Genomic DNA, 19,144 nt, shown 5'->3' with positions numbered 1-19,144 from the left:
TTAGAGACACTTCGATTTGGATGGGATGCCGCCGGGCTCTTTAGCCCGGCGGTGAAATTCAGTAGCCCCCTTTGCCCGGATACCAGCTCGTGCCGGCAAGCGGGATTTGCGCCATGGCGGCGGCTTCCATCGTCAGCGCGCACAGGTCTTCCGGCTCCAGATTGTGGAGGTGGTTTTTGCCGCAGGCGCGCGCGATCGTCTGCGCTTCGAGCGTCATGACCTTCAGATAGTTGGCGAGACGACGGCCGGCCGCAACCGGGTCGAGCCGCGCGGCGAGTTCCGGATCCTGGGTGGTGATGCCAGCCGGATCCTTGCCTTCATGCCAGTCGTCATAGGCGCCGGCGGTGGTGCCGAGCTTCTGGTACTCTTCTTCCCAGCGCGGATCATTGTCGCCGATCGCGACCAGCGCCGCCGTGCCGATGGCGACGGCATCGGCACCAAGCGCAAGCGCCTTAGCCACATCCGCACCGGAGCGAATGCCGCCGGAGATGATCAGCTGCACCTTGCGGTGCATCCCGAGATCCTGCAGCGCCTGAACGGCAGGACGAATGCAGGCGAGCGTCGGCATGCCGACATTCTCGATGAAGACGTCCTGGGTTGCGGCCGTGCCACCCTGCATGCCGTCGAGGACGACGACATCGGCGCCGGCCTTCACGGCCAAGGCCGTGTCGTAATAGGGACGCGCGCCGCCAACCTTGACGTAAATCGGCTTTTCCCAATCGGTGATCTCACGCAGCTCCATGATCTTGATTTCAAGATCGTCGGGACCGGTCCAATCCGGATGACGGCAGGCCGAGCGCTGGTCGATGCCCTTCGGCAAATTGCGCATATGGGCGACACGATCGGAAATCTTCTGGCCGAGCAGCATGCCGCCGCCGCCGGGCTTTGCGCCCTGGCCGACCACCACTTCGATCGCATCCGCGCGACGCAGGTCTTTCGGGTTCATGCCGTAGCGCGAGGGAAGATACTGATAGACGAGGGTCTGCGAATGGCCGCGTTCCTCATTGGTCATGCCGCCGTCGCCGGTCGTGGTCGATGTGCCCGCAAGCGTGGCACCGCGACCGAGCGCTTCCTTGGCATTGCCAGAGAGGGCGCCGAAGCTCATGCCGGCGATGGTGATCGGGGTTTTCAACGTAATGGGCTTCTTGGCGAAGCGGCTACCGAGAACGACCGTCGTGTCGCACTTCTCGCGGTAGCCTTCGAGCGGATAGCGCGAGATCGACGCGCCGAGAAACAGAAGGTCATCGAAATGCGGAACCTTGCGCTTCGTGCCGGCGCCGCGAATGTCGTAGATGCCGGTCGCCGCCGCACGGCGGATCTCGGCCAGCGTATGGTCGTCGAAGGTGGCGGACTTGCGCGGCGGCGTCAGAGGATTGTGATAGCTCATGATATTCCTTTCGCCTCAGTACGCGTCGGCATTGTCGATGTTGAAATTATAGAGCTTGCGCGCCGATCCGTAGCGCTTGAACTCTTCCGGCTTGACGCCGCTGACGCCCGCTTTTTCAAGAAGCTCGGAAAGCTTTTCGAGATGCTCCGGGCGCATCTCCTTTTCGATGCAGTCCGAGCCGAGGCTCTTGACTACACCGCGGACGAAAAGCTTGGCTTCGTAGAGGCTGTCGCCAAGCGCATCGCCGGCATCGCCAAGGACGACCAGATGGCCGGACTGTCCCATGAAAGCGGACATATGGCCGATATTGCCATGCACGACGATATCGATACCCTTCATCGAGATGCCGCAACGCGAAGCCGCATTGCCCTTGATGACCAGCAGGCCGCCCTGACCCGTCGCACCCGCATACTGGCTCGCATCGCCTTCGATGACAACGGTGCCGGACATCATATTCTCGGCAACGCCGGGGCCGGCCGAGCCATGCACCGTGACGTTGCCGCCATCGTTCATGCCAGCACAATAATAGCCGACGGAGCCTTTAACATCGACAGTCACGGGAGCATCGATACCGACAGCAACGGCATGATGCCCACGCGGATTGACAACTTCGAAGGCAGTATCATTGGCGCCTGCCGCAAGGCCGTGGAGAGCGCTATTGAGGTCACGCAGCGGCGTGACGGAAAGATCGAAAACTGGCATAAAAGAACTCTCTCGATTGCGCCGACCTAGAACTAGGCAGCCTTTTCGTGATCCCAGAAATAGACGGTGGCCGGCTCCGGCTCCCATATGCGGGCATCCTCGATACCCGGCAGATTGACGAGCGCGCGATACTCGGAGCCGAAAGCGACATAACGATCGGTCTCGGCCATAACCGCCGGCTTGCAGGCGATCGGATCACGCACGACGCCGAAGCCGGATTTGGTGCCGACGACGAAGGTGAAGAAACCGTCGAGATCGTCCAATGCGCCGGTCAGCGCCTCGCCCAGATCCTTGCCCTTGGCCATCTCGGCCGTCAGATAGGCGGCGGCAACCTCCGTGTCGTTCTGGGTCTCGAAGGTCATGCCTTCGCGCACCAGCTCGCGGCGCAGATTGTTGTGGTTCGACAGCGAGCCGTTATGGACCAGGCATTGATCCGAGCCGGTCGAAAACGGATGAGCGCCGAGCGTCGTTACGGCGGATTCGGTTGCCATGCGGGTATGACCGATGCCGTGCGTTCCGGACATGGAGGCAACGCCGAAACGGGAGACAACGTCCTTCGGCAGGCCCGTTTCCTTGTAGATCTCGATGGCGTCGCCACTGCTCATCACCCGGACATCCGGCCGCAGCGACGCGATCGCGGCGCGGCCCTCGTCGAGCTTATCCTTCGCAAGCGCAATAACGGCATGCGTGCTCTTCACCTCGATCGACACCGGTGCGTCGAGCGCTCGCCGAAGATCCTGCTCGAGGCCGCCGAAGTCCTTTGCCGGATGGGCGGACTGGATGGTAATTTTTGCTTTGTTGCCGTTCGCGCCGCCGTAAATCGCGATGCCGGCGCTGTCGGGGCCACGGTCCGTCATCGTCACCAGCATGGACGAGAGAAGCGAACCGAGTTCCGGCTCCAGGCTTTTATCCTTCAGGAAGAGACCCACAATTCCGCACATGATCAGACCCTCCATTTCGCGTCTGCAAAATGACTAGCAGGTCCAATTTTGGATTTCAACTGGTAAGAATAATATTTTCTTTTAAAGCAAGTCAGTCGCTCTTGCCGCGCTGTGGATAGCTGATGATCGAGAGATAGCGGCTGGGCAGTTTCACCAGCACTTCCGGCCCATGTGGCGCATCGGCGTCGAAGAACAGGCTATCACCCGGCTGCATCTGGAAAAGCTGGTCACCGTGGCGATAGACCACCTCGCCTTCGAGCATATAGAGGAACTCCATGCCCTCGTGCTGGAAGGTCGGGAAGACGTCGGAATCGGTCGTCAGCGTGATGAGGTAGGGCTCAACGATGACGCCGCTCGAATTGTTGTCGATGTGGCCGAGCAGATTATACTGGTGGCCGGCGCGCGTGCCGCGTCGCTCGAGCTCTATGCCTTGTCCCGCCTTGACGAAGACGGCGTTGCGCGGTTCCTCGTAGCGGCGGAAGAAGGCTGTCAGCGGCACGCCGAGGGCGCGCGAGAGCGACTGCAACGTCGTCAGCGACGGCGAGATATTGCCGTTTTCAATCTTCGACAGCATGCCAAGCGAAATCCCGGTCGACGCCGCGAGGTCGGTCACCGTGATGCCGAGCTTCTTGCGATAGGCGCGCACCTCATGGCCGATCGCCATCTCCAGATTGTTTTCCTTCGGCTCGCGAACCGCATGCGGGTCCTGCAACAAGGCCGGCCGCGCGCCGTGGGGATGCTCCTCACTCGATGTCTTCTCCGGCTTCGTCTTCATTCACGATCCTTTGCTGCAACGCGTCATCGCAGCCACCCTATCGTCGCAGTGAAATTTCCTCAACCATGAAGAAAGTCAGGGCTTACGAATATTGCTGGGTGCCGCGCCATAGGCGCTGCGATAGACGCGGGAGAAATGCGCGCCACTGGAAAAGCCGGTGGCGATGGCGATTTCGGAGATCGAAAGCGGGCTCTGCTCCAGCAGTCGCCGGGCATGTTGAAGCCGGATTCGGCGATATTGATCGAGAAAGGTCGAGCCGAGATGTGCCGCAAACAGCCGGTCGAGGTGGCGCGGCGTAACCCCGGCGATCCGGGCCATGGCAGTGCGGCCAAGCGGCATCTCGATCGTCTCCTCCATTTTCTCCAGCACGCTCAGAAGGCCCGGATGATGCACCCCGTAGCGCTCGGCAAGCGAGCCCCGCTGTGGCGCTGTCGGCTCACCGACCTCTGTATGCAGATACCAGTCGCTGACACGGCGGGCGAAATCCGGTCCCATGCGCTCGGAAATCAACACATGCATCATGTCGAGCGGCGCGATGCCGCCGCCGCAGGTGATGCGATTGCCGTCGACCACGAAGCGGGCCTGACGCGGCGAAAGCGCGGGAAACGCCTCGAGCAGCGCCGGCGCATGCTCCCAGTGGATGGTGAAGTCGCGCTCTGAAAGCAGCCCGGCTTCGGCCAGCAGATAGGGGCCGCCGGAGATGCCGCCGATACGCACACCCTCGCGCGCCAATTGCCTGAGACAGGCGAACACGGCCGGATAATGCCAGTCACGCGGCGAACCGCCAGCGCAGACGAAAACCGTGCCGAGCCCGGACCCGCGGCCCGGAAGCGGATCGGCCGGCACTGGCACACCGCCGGAGGACAGGGCCGGCGCGCCATCCGGCGAGAAGCTCGAGAGACGATAGATCTCCCGCCCCGCCAGCAGATTGGCGGCCCGCAGCGGCTCGGTCGCAGAGGCATAGGACATCAGGGCAAATCCCGGGATCAGGATAAAGCCGATGTGCTGGACATTTTTCGCATCAAACGATGACATGTCCTTTTTCTATTCATAAAGGTCCTAAATGGGCAAGTGGATAGCGGACCTTCTGTCATCATAAGACGGTTCTTTCGGAGTAATTCATGCGCTATTCCGCTTTATCCATTTTCCTCAACGGCCTACGCGGCAATGCCGGCTGGGCGCCTGCCTGGCGTCAGCCCGAGCCAAAGCCGCATTATGACGTGATCATCGTTGGCGGCGGCGGCCATGGTCTTGCGACGGCCTATTACCTTGCCAAGACCTTCGGCATCACCAATGTCGCCGTCTTGGAAAAGGGCTATCTCGGCTCCGGTAACATCGGCCGCAACACGACGATCATCCGTTCGAACTACCTGCTACAAGGCAATAACCCCTTCTACGAGCTGTCGATGAAGCTCTGGGAAGGACTGGAGCAGGATTTCAATTTCAACGCCATGGTCTCGCAGCGCGGCGTGCTCAATCTCTTTCATTCCGATGCACAGCGCGACGCCTATACGCGGCGCGGCAATGCCATGCGCCTGCATGGCGTCGATGCCGAATTCCTCGACAAGGCGGCGGTGCGCCGGAAGTTGCCCTTCCTCGATTTCGACAATGCCCGTTTCCCGATCATGGGCGGCCTGTTCCAGCCGCGCGGCGGCACGGTGCGCCACGATGCCGTCGCCTGGGGGTATGCGCGCGGCGCCGACAGCCACGGCGTCGATATCATCACCGGCTGTGAAGTGACCGGCATCCGCTCCGAGAACGGCCGGGTGACCGGCGTCGAGACCAGCAAGGGCTTCATCGGCTGCGGCAAGCTGGCGCTGGCGGCCGCCGGCAATTCCACAGTCGTTGCCGATATGGCCGGCCTTCGCCTGCCGATCGAAAGCCATGTGCTGCAAGCCTTCGTCTCCGAGGGGCTGAAGCCCTTTATAGATACGGTCGTCACCTTCGGCGCCGGCCATTTCTATGTCTCGCAATCGGACAAGGGCGGCCTGGTCTTCGGCGGCGACATCGACGGCTATAACTCCTACGCGCAGCGCGGCAATCTCGCCACCGTCGAGCATGTCGCCGAGGCCGGCGTCGCGCTGATCCCGTCGCTGACCCGCGTGCGCTACCTGCGCAGCTGGGGCGGCGTGATGGACATGAGCATGGACGGCTCGCCGATCATCGACCGCACCCATGTCGACAATCTCTATCTGAACGCCGGCTGGTGTTACGGCGGCTTCAAGGCAACGCCGGCCTCCGGCTATTGCTACGCCCATCTGATCGCCCGCAACGAGCCGCATGAGACGGCGCGCGAGCTGCGCCTCGACCGCTTCCGGCGCGGCTATCAGCTGGACGAAAAGGGCGTCGGCGCCCAGCCGAACCTGCATTGAGGACATGACGACATGGCAAGCCTGATTACCTGCCCTCACTGCGGCCTGCGTCCCAAGGAGGAATTCACCATCAAGGGCGACGCGAGCCTCACGCGCCCTGCTCCCGATGCCGGCGCGGATGCGTGGTACGACTATGTCTACTTGCGCGATAATCCGAAGGGTGTCCACAAGGAATATTGGCATCACTCGTCCGGCTGCCGCCGCTGGCTGATCGTCGAGCGCGATACCGTCACCCATGCCGTTCATGAGGTCAGCGACGCGGCGCTTGCCAAGCTCGGAGGCCAGGCATGACCAGCTACCGCCTTCCCTCTGGCGGCCGGATCGACCGCTCCAACACCATCAACTTCACCTTCGACGGCAAGGTTCTGAGCGGCCATCCCGGCGATACGCTGGCATCTGCCCTGCTTGCCAACGGCACCCAGCTCGTCGGCCGCAGCTTCAAATATCATCGGCCGCGCGGCATCCTGACGGCGGGTGCGGCCGAACCCAATGCGCTGATGACCACCGGCACCGGCGGCCGGACGGAAGCCAATAGCCGCGCCACGATGATCGATCTCTATGATGGGCTGATCGCGCGCAGCCAGAACCGCTGGCCTTCGCTCGGCTTCGATGTCGGCGCAGTCAACAGTCTGCTCTCACCCTTCCTCGGCGCCGGTTTCTACTACAAGACCTTCATGTGGCCAGCGGCCTTCTGGGAGAAAGTCTACGAGCCGATCATCCGCAAGGCCGCCGGCCTCGGCAGGGCATCCTATGAAGCCGACCCCGATTCCTATGAGAAATGCTGGGCGCATTGCGACCTGCTGGTGATCGGTGCCGGACCGACAGGCCTTGCCGCAGCGCTGACCGCCGGACGTGCCGGCGCCCGCGTCCTGCTTGCCGACGAGAATTTCGCCCTCGGCGGCAGCCTGCTGTGCGAGACCGATTCCGCCCTGCAAAGCATTCTTGACGAACTCACGACGCTGCCGAACGTGCAGCTCCTGCCGCGCACCACCGTCATTGGCTGGTACGACGACAACGTCTTCGGCGCGGTCGAGCGCGTGCAGAAACATGTGGCGTTACCCGATCCGCGGCGCCCGGTCGAACGCCTCTGGCGCATCATCGCCAAGCAAGCGATCCTTGCCACCGGCGCGGAAGAACGCCCCCTCGTCTTCGGCGGCAATGATATTCCCGGCGTCATGATGGCCGGCGCCATGCGCAGCTACCTCAACCGCCAGGCCGTCGCGCCCGGCGCCCGCACCGTCATCTTCACCACCAACCAATCCGGCTACCACACCGCCGCCGATCTTGAAGCGGCCGGCATCGAGGTTGCCGCCATTGTCGACAACCGCAGCAGCGGCGGCGAAAGCTGGAGCGGCAAGGCGCCTGTCCTCGCTGGGGGATGCATCATCGACGCGCATGGCGGCAAGCAATTGCGCCACGTAACCATTGCAACGGCGTCCGGCATGCAGGACATCGAGGCCGACGCGCTGGCCATGTCGGGCGGCTGGAGCCCGATCATTCACCTCGCCTGCCATCGCGGCGCAAGGCCCGTCTGGTCCGATGAGAAAGCCGCCTTCCTGGCGCCGGAACGACAGGAAGGCTTGCTGATCGCCGGTTCTGCTGCCGGCATCACCACCACGGAAGCCTGCCTTGGCGATGGTGCGCGCAAAGCCGCCGAGGCTCTGGAAGCGATCGGTTTCGGCAAGATCACGCCGGCCTTCGCCGTAGCCGAAGAGGCCTCTTCCGTCCACACCCCGCTCTGGTATGTCAAGGGCGGCAAGGGCAAGGCTTTCGTCGATTACCAGAACGACGTGAACTTGAAAGATCTCGGCCTTGCCGTACGCGAAGGCTATGGGCATGTCGAACTCGCCAAGCGCTATACGACCAACGGCATGGCGACGGATCAGGGCAAGCTCTCCAACATCAACGCCATTGGCATTCTCGCCGAAGCGCGCGGCGTCTCCCCGGGTGAAGTCGGCACCACCACGTTCCGGCCCTTCTACACGCCGGTCTCCTTCGGCGCGCTCACCGGCGCTTCGCGCGGCAAACATTTCCAGCCGGCCCGCAAGTCACCGCTGCACAACTGGGCAAGCAAGAACGGCGCAATCTTTGTCGAGACGGGCCTCTGGTATCGGTCCTCCTGGTTCCCTCGCCAAGGCGAGACGACATGGCGCGAAAGCGTCGATAGGGAAGTGCTGAACATCCGGAGCAATGCCGGCATTTGCGATGTCTCGACGCTCGGCAAGATCGAGATCTACGGCAAGGATGCAGCAGCCTTCCTCGACCGCATCTATTGCAACGGCTTTGCCAAGCTTGCCGTCGGCAGGGCACGCTACGGCATCATGCTGCGCGAAGACGGTATGATCTATGACGACGGCACCACCAGCCGGCTTGGCGAAGAGCATTTCTTCATGACGACGACAACGGCGCTCGCCGCCGGCGTGCTCACCCATCTGGAATTCTGCGCCCAGACGCTCTGGCCCGAACTCGATGTCTATTTCGCCTCCTCGACCGATCAATGGGCACAGATGGCGGTCGCCGGCCCGAAATCCCGCGCGATCCTTTCCGAGATCGTCGATGAGGATCTGTCGGATGCCGCATTCCCCTTCATGAGCGCCCGCCCGGTCACGCTCTTCGGCGGCAAGCTCGAAGGCCGGCTGTTCCGCATCTCTTTCTCCGGCGAACTCGCCTATGAACTCGCCGTGCCCGCTGGCTATGGCGAATGGGTGGCCGATGCCATCATGCAGGCCGGCGAGAAACACGGCATCTGCCCTTACGGCGCGGAAGCGCTCGGCGTCATGCGCATCGAGAAGGGCCATGTCACCCATGCCGAGATCAACGGCACGGTAACGCCTGGCGATCTCGGCTTTGCCCGCATGGTCTCGGCGACCAAGGCGGATTTCATCGGCAAGGCCATGCTCGCCCGCGAAGGCCTGCAGTCATCAGACCGTCCCCGCCTCGTCGGCGTCAAGCCGCTCGATCCGGCGACAAGCTTCCGTACCGGCGCTCATATCCTGGCGGATGGCGCGGCAGCGACGCTCGAAAACGACCAGGGCTATGTCACCTCCAGTGCCTTCTCGCCGACCCTCGGCCATACGATCGGCCTAGCGCTGGTCAAGCGTGGCCCGGAGCGCATCGGCGAAAAGGTCATGATCTGGAACGGCCTTAGAAACGAATTCACCGAGGGGCAGCTCTGCAGCCCGGTCTTCATCGATCCCGAAAACGAGAAGCTCCATGCCTGACCATCCCGAACATAGACCGGTGCTTGCCGGCAAGACCATCTTGCAAGGTCTGGGCATCCGGCTGGAAGCCCTGCCGGAAGGCCATCTGCTGCATGTCATGGGGACAATCGACGCCGATGGCCTCGCCAGCCAGCTTTCCACCGCAGGGCTGGAAGGAAGCACGATCCGTTCGGCCGGATACCGGCAATGGTTCATCGCCGGCGATGATGCGCTTCCATCGTCGCGCATCGCAGCCCTCTCCTCGGCCCTGCAGGGAAGCGCCTTCGTCTCCGACCAGAGCCATGGCCGCATCCGTATCGGCCTCTCCGGCCCACAGGCAGCCGAACTGCTCGCCAAAGGCACAGCCGTCGATCTGCATCCCTCGGCGTTTCCGGAGGGACGCTCGACCGTCACGCTGTTCGGCCATATTACCCTGCAACTGACGCGCATTGGTGCGGACAGTTTCGAGCTGACGGTGCTCCGCAGCTTTGCCGAAGCCCTCTACGAGGAGCTTGAAGCCTTGGCGGCTTCGCTCGGTGCTTCGCATGTTCCCACAGCAAACCGGTCAGCAAAATGAGCCGGGATCAGGGCGCCTAAACCCCGTCAGCGATCCTGATCCGCCGGTCACAGGTCTTCTCGATCAGGGCCTCGTCATGACTGACGATCAGGACGGCGCAGTCGCACTCACGGGCAAGTTCCACGAGAAGCTCGATGGTTTCCTGCTGAGTTATAGGATCGAGCCGCGACGTCGGTTCATCCGCGAACAGGAAAACCGGATCAAGCAGCAGCCCACGCAACAGGGCGAAACGCTGCAACTCGCCCCCGGACACTTCATCCGGCAGGCGCCGCAGCAGATCAGGAGAGAGACGAAGCCGCCGGAGCAGCGGTTCGATCTTGCCGGCATCGAGCTTGTGGAGACGGACAAGATCCATCAGCGCCGCGCCGAGAGCGATTTTGCGCGGGAAGGCCGATGGCGGGTTCTGATAGAGTTTCTGATAGCGGACGCGCGCCAGTGACTTTGCCCGTTCGACCATCCCGTTGTCGGGGGACAAAAGCCCCAACAGCACGTCGCCGAAAGAGCTCTTGCCTGAACCACTCGGACCCGTCACGCCAATGATCTCGCCCCTCTTCACGCAAAGGGACTGTCTTGAAAACAGTTGCCGTCCGCCCCGCGATTTGGAGAGGTCCGTGGCTGAGAGTACAATTTCGCTGTTTGTCGGGATCGCAGGCGATCGCGACGGCCAGTTTTCCGGATCGGCAGCGATCAGGCGGCGGGTATAATCCTGTTGGGGATTGGCGAATATCCGCGCGGCATCGCCGCGTTCGATGATCTTGCCCTCGAGCATGATAGCGAGATCGCCGCCCATCTGACGGGCCAGCGCCAGATCATGGGTGATGGTCAGCACGCTTCCGCCGGCCTCGATTTCCCGCATGAGCAATGCGATCACCTCGTCGCGCCTGATGGCATCGAGGCCCTTGGTCGGCTCATCGGCGATCACGATTTTTGCGCCGCCGGCGCGCGCGGCAGCAAAGGCGACGCGCTGGGCCATGCCGCCGGAAAGCTGGCCCGGCAGTTTCCGGCCGGCGTCATCCAGCCCCAGTTCCGTCAAGTCGCGCTTGGCCGACCGCCGCGCTGCGGCTTTGGACAGGCCGCGCACGTAAAGATGCCCTTCGGCCACCTGATCCAGAGCTTGCATGGTGGGGTCCAGCGACAGCCATGGTTCCTGCGGCAGCACGCCGACCCGCCGGCCCCAGAGCGTCCGGTGCCTAGATGGTTCTGCAAGGTCGATGGAGACGCCGTCGATGGTTGCGGTGCCGTTGGCTTTCAGCCCCTCCGGCAACAGGCCGATCATAGCCTGGGCGAGCAGGCTTTTGCCCGAACCGGTTTCACCGAGAATGGTAAAGGGCCGGCCAGCCCGTAGCGCAAGTGACGTCGGCGCGACCAGTTGGCCTGTGGAGGTTCGAATGGCTGCATTTTCGACCGAGAACAGGATCGTCATGGCTTGTCCGTTCCGGCGACCAGTTGCAGGGCCAGCACCATCAGGAAGATGACGGCGATCGGCTGAAGCAATGCGTGCGGCGCCTCTTCATAATAGGGAAGAAGCTCGATCATCATCGCCCCGAGTTCGGGCGTCGGTGGGCGAACGCCGACACTCACGAACCCGAGGGCCGCAATCGCCATGATCACCGTCGCGGCGCCATAGGCACCCACAGTCAGGAGCATCGGAGCGATCTCCGGCCAGAGATGGCGGCGGATGATATAAAAGGGGCCGAAGCCGAGCATGCGGGAGGCTTCGACGGCGGGCGAGGCCAGCAGCGGCCGGGCAAGCACGCGGGTGATACGGAAATACTCGACCCAGAGCACCAGCGAAATGCCGAGGTAAAGCATCGCCGCATTGTCGGGCAGGATCGCAGTCAGCATCAGCACCAGAAGCAGGCCAGGCAAAGCGAGGAATGCCTCCGACAGGGTGGAAACGGCCCGATCAGTCAGGCCGCCGCGCCATGCGGCAAGCACGCCGAGCAGGACGCCCGGTATCATCGCCGTCATCACGGAGAGGGCGGCCAGGCCAAGCGAGAGCCGCAGCGCGGCCGTCAGCCGCGCATGCATAGAACGGCCGAGATGGTCGTAGCCGAACCAATCCGATGCGCCCGGGGCCTGGAGCGTCAACCGGAGCGTCTGCTTGAGCGGATCGGGTCCGCCGACGACAAGCGGAAGGAAAGCGAAAGCCAGCAGCCCGGCAAGGATCGTGAGCCCGATGACGCGGCGCGGGGTGAAATGCCGCTCACGCGGGCGAGCATAGTCTATCAGGCTCATGCAGCGCGCCTCCGTGGATCGACGACATGACATAGGGCGTCGACGAACGCGTTCAGCGCAACGAACATCAGCCCCATGACGAGTGCCGTGCCCTGAATCATCGGCACGTCACGGCCGAAGACGGCGTGCACCAGCGCATGGCCGATGCCGGGCCAGGCAAACAGGGTTTCCACCACCACGACACCCTCGACCAGATAAACGAACTGGATGCCGAGATAGGTGATGATCGGCACGCTGACATTGCGCAGGCCATGGCGCAGGAAGACTTGCCATTCGCTCAGTCCCTTAGTCCGGCCGAAGGTATAATAGGGGGATCGCAACACGGCGATCATGGTATCCCGCGCCACCCGGTTGGAGACGGCGGCAAGCCCCAGCGCCAGCGTCAGCGCCGGCAGGATCAGATGGCCGCCATGGTCATGACCAGCCGTCGGCAAGATCTGCAGCGTCAGAGCGAAGAGGATGATCAGGCCGAGGCCTACCACGAATTGCGGCAAGGCTCGAAGCGCCGTCGAAACCAGCATCAGGCCGCGATCCAGCACGCCGCCCGGCCGCAAGCCGGCGAGGATGCCGAGCGGCGGGCCGATGAGCAGCGACAAGCCGATCGCGGCAAGGGAAAGCTCCAGCGTATGGCCGAGCTGATGACCGATTTCCTCCATGACCGGCGCTCCGGTCACAAGCGACGTGCCGAGATCCAGCCGCGCGAGATCAAGGAACCACGGGCCGAGCGCGGCAAATGCGGATTGGCCGAGGTTGATTTCGGCACTGACCTTGGCGGCGGCGGCACTGTCGACCAGATCGTAGCCGTAGCGTCCGGCCGCGATGCGATAGGCAAGGTCGCCAGGCAGCGACCGCGTCATCAGGAAGGTCAGCAGGCCGACCAGCAGCGCAACCAGAACCGCTTGCAGAAGACGGCTAAGAATCGCCCTGATCATTTTGCCCACCGCATGGTTTCGAGGCCGAAGCTACGCTCGAAAGGATCGATGCTCGCGCCTTCGAGCTTTGGCGAAACGGCTACGGTCTGCTGATACCAGGCGATCGGGATCACCGGCAGCTCGGCCTGGATGATCGTAACCGCCTTGTGGCGCAACGCTTCGCTGGCGGTGGGGTCGGTGATCCGGGTCAGTTCATCGAGCGCCGTGTTGAAGTCCGGGTTGGACCAGTTCATCGCGCCCCAATCGCCTCCTTGCGGGCCATAATCCGAGAGCATGGTGCCGATCGGATCGGGCACCAGGGCGAAATTGCGGGCCATCAACCCGAGTTCCAGGCTGCCATCCTGGTGCTTGGCCGGGATCTCGCTGGAATTGGTCGAGTTGATGGAGAGTTCAACGCCGATTTCTTTGAACTGATCCTGCAGAACGGCGGCAACCAGCGGCAGTTCGGGCCGGTCGGGATAGGTGGTCAGGGTGAGAGCAAAACGCTTGCCATCCTTTTCCAGAATGCCGTCGGCGCCGGGCTTCCAGCCGAGTTCGGACAAAAGTGCCTTTGCCTTTTCCGGATCATGGGCGAGAGGCGCCAGATCCTTGTCATGCCAGATGCCGAGACTTGGCGGGAAAAGCTGACCGGCCGCTGCCGGATAACGAAGAATGGCAACCGCCAGACCGTCGCGGTCGATGGCAAGGCTCAGGGCTTCGCGCGCCTTTACGTCCTTGAGGAAATCGTGGCCGGAATTGACCTTGATCAGTACGCTGCGCGGAATGGAGACCGACAGGAGCTTGACCTTGTCGCTCTTCGCCAACCGGGTGCGGCTTGCCGGATCGAGATTGAGGACATAGTCGGCGTCGCCGCTCTCCGCCATCAAGGCGCGGGTTTCGGCGCGGCCGACCGACAGATAACGTGCTTTTTCAATCGCAGGTTTTTCGCCCCAATAATCGGCGAACCGCTCGACCGACAGGGACTGCGGCGCTTCCAGCCGAGTGAGCTTGAAAGGCCCACTGCCGATGATCGCCTTGACGTCGGCGCCTTCATAGGCGCTGGGCGCAAGGATTTCCGTCCGGCTTTCGGCGAGGAAGGCAAGCAACGGCACGAAGGGCTTGCTCAGCGTCACGACCACCGTATCGGCGCCCTCGGCGGCAATGGCCTCCACCGGCGCCTTGCCTAGCAGGCCCGGTTTGGCGCGGGCGATGTTCAGTGCGCTGGCCACTGCTTCGGCATTGAGGGTCGTGCCGTCATGAAATTTCACGTTGGATCGCAGCAGGAAGCGCCATGTCTTGCCATCTTCCGAGACGGTCCAGCTCTTTGCGAGGCCCGGTATCGGCTTGCCGTCGCGATCGGCTCCGATCAGGGTCTCGACGATACCCATTCGCAGGAAGATGTCGCCGGACTTGGCCGGGTCGAGACCGGAGATCTCGAAGGGCGCGGCGATATCCACCACGCCGTCCTCCGCCGCAAAGACCGGCGAGCTACCGGAGATCGATAGGGCTGCGAGTGTCACGACCAGGTATTTCTTGAGCATGCGAGTCACCAATATGTTATAAAGTAACATGCACCTAAAGGGATTTTGTTTTGCTGTCCAGTGCCCCGATGGAGGATCTGCCGATCGGTGCTCGCCATGACTTCCCCCTGGCGATAGCGGCACCCGGGGAATATTGATCTGGCATGCGAAGAGCTTCAAATGACTGGTTCGCTCCGGATGCAGATACTCCGAAAAGTATGGCAAGGGCGGGCCAAACCCGACCATTTTCACCTCGTCCCATTGTCGTTTTGCAAATGCAACGCAATTGGGATAGAGCGGTTCACCCCCAATCGAACCTGATCCGGCCGACATACTCATGCACTTCAAGAAAGATATAGCGGCACTCTGCAAGGAAAACGGGCTCCGGCTGACCGGGCCGCGGAAGATCATCATGCAGGTTCTGTCGGCGTCATCGGATCATCCCGACGCGGTGGAACTGCATCGGCGCGTCAGCGAGATTGATCCGGGCATTGCGATCGCCACCGTCTATCGCACCGTCAATTTGCTGCAGGAAAAGGGCGTGCTGGAAAAGCATACCTTCGGTGATGGCCGGGCGCGCTTCGAGAGCGCCGATCAGGAGCACCATGACCATCTGATCAACGTCGAAACCGGCGATGTGATCGAATTCCGCTCCGACGAGATCGAGCGGCTGCAGGAAGAGATCGCCCGCCAGCACGGCTTCACGATCGTCAGCCACCGGCTGGAAATCTACGTCAAGCCGATCGACAAGAAGCGCTCGCCGAGGAAGGGCAAGGAGACGGTCTAGTAAACCGTCTCCGAGGCACCTCCGCTAAAATCTCCCTATGCCATTTCTTGCGATTCCGTCCGCACCGCCTTGCGAGAGGCATAGAGGAAGGCGCCGACGAAAGTGATGGCGAGCAGCAGCACGATGGTGGGCGCAGGCGCACTGTCGATGAAGAAGGACAGATAGACACCGGAAAATGCCGCCGTCACCGCAATCACCACTGACAACACGAGCATGATGCTGAATTTGCGCGCCAGCAGATAGGCGATGGCACCCGGCGCGATCAGCAGGGAGATGGCGAGAATGATGCCGACCGACTGCAGCGTCGCCACGATCGTCAGCGACAGCAGGCAGAGCAGACCATAATGCAGCAGGTTGACCTTCAAACCGACAGCCCTTGCCTGAGCCGGATCAAAGGCATGCAGCAGCAGGTCGCGCCACTTGACCGCAATGACGCCCGCCGCCAGCACGGCAATGGCCGCAGTCTGCACAATGTCCTGCCATCCAATGCCAAGCATGTCGCCGAACAGGATATGGTCGAGATGCACCTCCGACTGGATTTTCACATAGAGGACCAGTCCGAACCCGAACATGCCCGAGAAGACGATACCCATCACCGTATCCTGCTTGATGCGGCTGTTGTCTTTGAGGAAGCCGGTGGCAAGCGCACAGACCATGCCCGCGGCAAAAGCGCCGACCGCCAAGGGAAAGCCGACGATATAGGCGATGACCACGCCCGGAAACACCGCATGGCTCATGGCATCCCCCATGAGAGCCCAGCCCTTGAGCACCAGGAAGCAGGACAGCAACGCCGTCGGCACCGCAATCAGCACCGAGATGATCAAGGCGTTGACCATGAAGTCGAACTGGAACGGCGCCAGCAGGATGGATAGAGCATTCATGGTGTCACCTCCCTCCCTTCCGCCGCCCTGCGCCGGGCCGCCAGCATGCCGTGCTTCGGCGCGAGGAAGAAGGCGACGAGGAAGACCAGCGTCTGGAGCACGATAATGATGCCGCCGGTGGCACCGTCGAGGAAATAGCTCGCATAGGCGCCGACGAAGCTGGTCACGGCGCCGATCGTGACCGCAATGACGAGCAGACGCGGGAAGCGGTCCGTCAGCAGATAGGCCGTCGCTCCGGGTGTCACCACCATGCAGATGACGAGAAAGGCGCCGACGGTCTGGAGTGCCGCGACCGTCGAAGCCGAGAGCAGCGTGAAGAACAGGATCTTGAGTGCTGTCGGATTAAGACCGATCGACCGGGCATGGGTCTCGTCGAAGAAGGTCACCATCAGATCCTTCCACTTCACCAACAGGATGGCGAGCGAGACGAAGCCGATAATGGCGAGCTGAAGCGTGTCTTCCGGCGTGATGGCGAGGATATTGCCGAGCACGATGGTCTGAATATTCACCGCTGCGGGTTTCAACGAAACGATGAACAGGCCGAGACCGAAAAAGGAGGAGAAGATCAGCCCGATAATGGCGTCCTCTTTCAGTTTCGTACGCTGGTTCAGGAACAGCATGGCCGCCGCCGCAAGCCCGCCGGAGAAGAAGGCGCCGATCGAGAAGGGAAGTCCGAGCATATAGGCGCCGGCAACGCCCGGCACGATGGAGTGAGACAGCGCATCGCCAATCAGCGACCAGCCCTTCAGCATCAGGAAGCAGGAGAGAAACGCGCAGACCGCACCCACAAGCGCCGAAACCCACATGGCGTTGAGCATGTAATTATAGCCGAAGGGTTCCAGAAGGGGGGCCATCAGACATGCTCTCCGTGTTCGTTTGCGGCGGCATGCGCCGGTGGCTTGCCGGCCGGGCCGTTGAGCACGAAATGACGAAGCACGCCGCCGAAGGTCTTTTCGAGGTTCTCTTGCGTGAAGGTCTCGCCGGTCGGTCCATAGGCGACCACGGTGCCCTTGATGAGCACGGTGCGATCGCAGAACTCCGGCACGGAACCAAGATTATGCGTCGAGACCAGCATCACTCGGCCATCGTCGCGCAACGAACGCAGCAATTTGACAATGGCCTCCTCGGTCTTGACGTCGACGCCGGTAAAGGGCTCGTCGAGCAGGATGACGCGGCTGTCCTGCGCCAGAGCTCGGGCCAGGAAAACGCGCTTCTTCTGCCCGCCGGACAATTCGCCGATCTGGCGCTTGCGGAACTCGCTCATGTCGACGCGCGCCAGTGCCCTGGATACGGCTTCATGATCGGCCACCTTTGCAATCCGCATCATGCCCATATGGCCGTAGCGGCCCATCATGACGACATCCTCGACCAGGACCGGGAAGTTCCAATCGACCTCTTCCGCCTGCGGCACATAGGCGACCAGATTTTGCCGCAGCGCCTGTTTGACCGGCAATCCCAAGATCGAGATCTCGCCCTTTGCCAGGCGCACGAAACCCATGATCGCCTTAAAGAGCGTCGACTTGCCGGAGCCATTGACGCCGACCAGCGCCGTGATGGTGCCCGCCGGCACCTTGAAGCTGGCATCGCGCAGCGCCGTGTGGCCATTGCGATAGGTGACGGTGGCATCCTTCACGAAAATGCCGTCCCCCGCATCCGCAGGTGCGGGGGAGATGCGGGTGACGACCGCATTCATTGCGAAAGACCCTCAGCCAGACCCTTCGCCACGGTATCGGAGGTAACGCGCAGGAGGTCGACATAGGTCGGCACTGGGCCATCGGCCTCGCTCAACGAGTCGACATAGAGCACGCCGCCATAATGGGTGCCGGTCTCGCGTGCGACCTGCCGGGCCGGCTTGTCGGAGATAGTGCTTTCGCTGAAGACCGCGCTGATCTTGTTGGCGCGGACGGCATCAACCACCTTGCGCACCTGCTGCGGGGTGCCCTGCTGATCGGCATTGATCGGCCAGAGATAGAGTTCCTTCAGACCGAAATCGCGGGCCAGATAAGAAAAGGCGCCTTCGCTCGAAACCAGCCAGCGCTTGTTTTCCGGAATGGTGTCAAGTTTCTCGCGGATCGGCGCGATGGTCGCCTCGATCTTCGTTTTGTAGGCCTCCGCATTGGCCTTGTAGATCTCGGCATTCTTCGGATCATATTTGACGAAGGCATCGCGGATGTTGTCGACATAGACGATCGCATTCTTCGGCGACATCCAGGCATGCGGATTGGGCTTGCCGTTATAAGGGCCTTCCGTGATACCCATCGGCTCGATGCCGGTCGAGACCACGACATCGGGAACGTCCTTTAGGTGCTGATAGAACTTCTGAAACCAGAGCTCGAGGTTGAGGCCGTTCGAGAAGAGAAGCTGGGCACCCTGCGCCCGCTGAATGTCGCCGGGCGTCGGCTGATACTCATGGATTTCGGCGCCGGGCTTAGTGATCGATTCGACGATCGCGGCATCGCCTGCCACATTCTTCGCCATGTCGGCGATGACAGTGAAGGTCGTCACCGCCTTGAATTTCTGACTGGCGGCCTCCTCGGCGGCCGCACCGCCGGCCATCAAGCCGAGTACCGCGAAACCTGCTAATCCCACAAGGACCCTGCGTCGGGCGCGATCAAACATGAAATTGCCTCTCCTTCTTTCTTTGCTCTGACCTGAACATTCGCCTCACCCCGACAGCCAGGCCTGCCCGTCGGACCTCAAGAGCGCGCAATACCGTTCCGCTGCAGGCATCCGCAGCCGGTGAAGTTTGAATCACTTGCCGGATCAGCCCCGCCCCTATTGCGAATTATTCGCAACACCTGGTCGTAATTTTGCAAATGCAACTCATTTGCAAAATTGTCCTTCATACCCCAC

General features: G+C 62.1%; 18 protein-coding genes. 5 read left to right on the top strand and 13 right to left on the bottom strand.

Features of this window, described 5'->3' with window-relative positions; all coding sequences use genetic code 11:
* Nucleotides 1-58 precede the first annotated feature (58 nt).
* The 5 genes from AC1RO0_RS28425 to AC1RO0_RS28405 form a co-directional block, all read right to left on the bottom strand.
* Nucleotides 59-1,387, bottom strand: a complete 1,329-nt coding sequence (locus tag AC1RO0_RS28425) for an FMN-binding glutamate synthase family protein (RefSeq protein WP_007698458.1) — start codon at nt 1,385-1,387, stop codon at nt 59-61.
* A gap of 15 nt (nt 1,388-1,402) precedes the next feature.
* Nucleotides 1,403-2,089 (bottom strand): protein GlxC, encoded by a 687-nt coding sequence (locus AC1RO0_RS28420; protein ID WP_498595896.1) that lies wholly within the window; start codon nt 2,087-2,089, stop codon nt 1,403-1,405.
* 32 nt (nt 2,090-2,121) lie between these two features.
* On the bottom strand, nt 2,122-3,030 hold the full coding sequence (locus AC1RO0_RS28415; protein ID WP_498595895.1) for a class II glutamine amidotransferase: 909 nt from the start codon (nt 3,028-3,030) through the stop codon (nt 2,122-2,124).
* A 91-nt stretch (nt 3,031-3,121) separates the two neighbouring features.
* A complete protein-coding gene (locus AC1RO0_RS28410) occupies nt 3,122-3,805 on the bottom strand; it encodes a helix-turn-helix domain-containing protein (protein WP_498595894.1) in 684 nt (227 codons plus the stop codon).
* Between the two features lie 75 nt (nt 3,806-3,880).
* The gene (locus AC1RO0_RS28405; protein WP_498595893.1) at nt 3,881-4,840 is read right to left on the bottom strand and encodes a GlxA family transcriptional regulator; all 960 of its coding nucleotides are present in this window, start codon (nt 4,838-4,840) and stop codon (nt 3,881-3,883) included.
* 86 nt (nt 4,841-4,926) lie between these two features.
* On the opposite strand from AC1RO0_RS28405, the gene AC1RO0_RS28400 reads away from it, so the two are divergent.
* From AC1RO0_RS28400 to AC1RO0_RS28385, 4 genes are read left to right on the top strand one after another with little or no spacing between them, the layout of a single operon-like run.
* On the top strand, nt 4,927-6,177 hold the full coding sequence (locus AC1RO0_RS28400) for a sarcosine oxidase subunit beta family protein (RefSeq protein WP_498595892.1): 1,251 nt from the start codon (nt 4,927-4,929) through the stop codon (nt 6,175-6,177).
* 12 nt (nt 6,178-6,189) lie between these two features.
* Nucleotides 6,190-6,468, top strand: coding sequence for a sarcosine oxidase subunit delta (locus AC1RO0_RS28395; RefSeq protein ID WP_498595891.1), 279 nt, complete (start codon nt 6,190-6,192; stop codon nt 6,466-6,468).
* On the top strand, nt 6,465-9,398 hold the full coding sequence (locus AC1RO0_RS28390; protein WP_498595890.1) for a sarcosine oxidase subunit alpha family protein: 2,934 nt from the start codon (nt 6,465-6,467) through the stop codon (nt 9,396-9,398). Before AC1RO0_RS28395 ends, AC1RO0_RS28390 begins: the two co-directional genes overlap by 4 nt.
* Complete coding sequence (locus tag AC1RO0_RS28385) at nt 9,391-9,954, top strand: sarcosine oxidase subunit gamma (RefSeq protein ID WP_498595889.1); 564 nt, start codon at nt 9,391-9,393, stop codon at nt 9,952-9,954. Before AC1RO0_RS28390 ends, AC1RO0_RS28385 begins: the two co-directional genes overlap by 8 nt.
* Before the next feature lie 16 nt (nt 9,955-9,970).
* Here AC1RO0_RS28385 and AC1RO0_RS28380 read toward each other — a convergent pair whose 3' ends face one another.
* Genes AC1RO0_RS28380 through AC1RO0_RS28365 form a run of 4 tightly spaced genes read right to left on the bottom strand, consistent with a single transcriptional unit; the run spans nt 9,971 to nt 14,644 of the window.
* On the bottom strand, nt 9,971-11,377 hold the full coding sequence (locus AC1RO0_RS28380) for an ABC transporter ATP-binding protein (RefSeq protein WP_498595888.1): 1,407 nt from the start codon (nt 11,375-11,377) through the stop codon (nt 9,971-9,973).
* Entirely contained in the window at nt 11,374-12,192 is an 819-nt protein-coding gene (locus AC1RO0_RS28375) for an ABC transporter permease (protein WP_498595887.1), read from the bottom strand. The genes AC1RO0_RS28380 and AC1RO0_RS28375 overlap by 4 nt, the downstream gene beginning before the upstream one ends.
* The gene (locus AC1RO0_RS28370) at nt 12,189-13,124 is read right to left on the bottom strand and encodes an ABC transporter permease (RefSeq protein WP_498595886.1); all 936 of its coding nucleotides are present in this window, start codon (nt 13,122-13,124) and stop codon (nt 12,189-12,191) included. Before AC1RO0_RS28370 ends, AC1RO0_RS28375 begins: the two co-directional genes overlap by 4 nt.
* Nucleotides 13,121-14,644 carry an ABC transporter substrate-binding protein gene (locus AC1RO0_RS28365; RefSeq protein ID WP_498595885.1) on the bottom strand — a complete coding sequence of 508 codons (1,524 nt, stop codon included), beginning with the start codon at nt 14,642-14,644 and terminating at the stop codon, nt 13,121-13,123. The genes AC1RO0_RS28370 and AC1RO0_RS28365 overlap by 4 nt, the downstream gene beginning before the upstream one ends.
* Nucleotides 14,645-14,960: 316 nt before the next feature.
* On the opposite strand from AC1RO0_RS28365, the gene AC1RO0_RS28360 reads away from it, so the two are divergent.
* Nucleotides 14,961-15,410 (top strand): Fur family transcriptional regulator, encoded by a 450-nt coding sequence (locus tag AC1RO0_RS28360; RefSeq protein WP_498595884.1) that lies wholly within the window; start codon nt 14,961-14,963, stop codon nt 15,408-15,410.
* Nucleotides 15,411-15,445: 35 nt separating this feature from the next.
* On the opposite strand, the gene AC1RO0_RS28355 is transcribed toward AC1RO0_RS28360, so the two are convergent.
* The 4 genes from AC1RO0_RS28355 to AC1RO0_RS28340 are packed head-to-tail and all read right to left on the bottom strand — an operon-like array spanning nt 15,446 to nt 18,910.
* Nucleotides 15,446-16,291, bottom strand: a complete 846-nt coding sequence (locus AC1RO0_RS28355; protein ID WP_498595883.1) for a metal ABC transporter permease — start codon at nt 16,289-16,291, stop codon at nt 15,446-15,448.
* Complete coding sequence (locus AC1RO0_RS28350; RefSeq protein ID WP_498595957.1) at nt 16,288-17,148, bottom strand: metal ABC transporter permease; 861 nt, start codon at nt 17,146-17,148, stop codon at nt 16,288-16,290. Before AC1RO0_RS28350 ends, AC1RO0_RS28355 begins: the two co-directional genes overlap by 4 nt.
* Entirely contained in the window at nt 17,145-17,984 is an 840-nt protein-coding gene (locus tag AC1RO0_RS28345; protein WP_498595882.1) for a manganese/iron ABC transporter ATP-binding protein, read from the bottom strand. The genes AC1RO0_RS28350 and AC1RO0_RS28345 overlap by 4 nt, the downstream gene beginning before the upstream one ends.
* The gene (locus AC1RO0_RS28340; RefSeq protein WP_498595881.1) at nt 17,981-18,910 is read right to left on the bottom strand and encodes a metal ABC transporter substrate-binding protein; all 930 of its coding nucleotides are present in this window, start codon (nt 18,908-18,910) and stop codon (nt 17,981-17,983) included. Before AC1RO0_RS28340 ends, AC1RO0_RS28345 begins: the two co-directional genes overlap by 4 nt.
* Between the last annotated feature and the right edge of the window lie 234 nt (nt 18,911-19,144).

It is taken from the genome of Rhizobium sp. GW821-FHT14E12, from assembly GCF_058803745.1.
Note: the sequence above shows the minus strand (reverse complement) of the source record. Positions and strands in the feature narration are given on the sequence as shown.

Excerpts from the sequence above, each read along its gene's own strand:
- AC1RO0_RS28425 (WP_007698458.1), bottom strand. The coding sequence starts at position 1,387 with ATGAGCTATCACAATCCTCTGACGCCGCCGCGCAAGTCCGCCACCTTC.
- AC1RO0_RS28420 (WP_498595896.1), bottom strand. The coding sequence starts at position 2,089 with ATGCCAGTTTTCGATCTTTCCGTCACGCCGCTGCGTGACCTCAATAGC.
- AC1RO0_RS28415 (WP_498595895.1), bottom strand. The coding sequence starts at position 3,030 with ATGTGCGGAATTGTGGGTCTCTTCCTGAAGGATAAAAGCCTGGAGCCG.
- AC1RO0_RS28410 (WP_498595894.1), bottom strand. The coding sequence starts at position 3,805 with ATGAAGACGAAGCCGGAGAAGACATCGAGTGAGGAGCATCCCCACGGC.
- AC1RO0_RS28405 (WP_498595893.1), bottom strand. The coding sequence starts at position 4,840 with ATGTCATCGTTTGATGCGAAAAATGTCCAGCACATCGGCTTTATCCTG.
- AC1RO0_RS28400 (WP_498595892.1), top strand. The coding sequence starts at position 4,927 with ATGCGCTATTCCGCTTTATCCATTTTCCTCAACGGCCTACGCGGCAAT.
- AC1RO0_RS28395 (WP_498595891.1), top strand. The coding sequence starts at position 6,190 with ATGGCAAGCCTGATTACCTGCCCTCACTGCGGCCTGCGTCCCAAGGAG.
- AC1RO0_RS28390 (WP_498595890.1), top strand. The coding sequence starts at position 6,465 with ATGACCAGCTACCGCCTTCCCTCTGGCGGCCGGATCGACCGCTCCAAC.
- AC1RO0_RS28385 (WP_498595889.1), top strand. The coding sequence starts at position 9,391 with ATGCCTGACCATCCCGAACATAGACCGGTGCTTGCCGGCAAGACCATC.
- AC1RO0_RS28380 (WP_498595888.1), bottom strand. The coding sequence starts at position 11,377 with ATGACGATCCTGTTCTCGGTCGAAAATGCAGCCATTCGAACCTCCACA.
- AC1RO0_RS28375 (WP_498595887.1), bottom strand. The coding sequence starts at position 12,192 with ATGAGCCTGATAGACTATGCTCGCCCGCGTGAGCGGCATTTCACCCCG.
- AC1RO0_RS28370 (WP_498595886.1), bottom strand. The coding sequence starts at position 13,124 with ATGATCAGGGCGATTCTTAGCCGTCTTCTGCAAGCGGTTCTGGTTGCG.
- AC1RO0_RS28365 (WP_498595885.1), bottom strand. The coding sequence starts at position 14,644 with ATGCTCAAGAAATACCTGGTCGTGACACTCGCAGCCCTATCGATCTCC.
- AC1RO0_RS28360 (WP_498595884.1), top strand. The coding sequence starts at position 14,961 with ATGCACTTCAAGAAAGATATAGCGGCACTCTGCAAGGAAAACGGGCTC.
- AC1RO0_RS28355 (WP_498595883.1), bottom strand. The coding sequence starts at position 16,291 with ATGAATGCTCTATCCATCCTGCTGGCGCCGTTCCAGTTCGACTTCATG.
- AC1RO0_RS28345 (WP_498595882.1), bottom strand. The coding sequence starts at position 17,984 with ATGAATGCGGTCGTCACCCGCATCTCCCCCGCACCTGCGGATGCGGGG.
- AC1RO0_RS28340 (WP_498595881.1), bottom strand. The coding sequence starts at position 18,910 with ATGTTTGATCGCGCCCGACGCAGGGTCCTTGTGGGATTAGCAGGTTTC.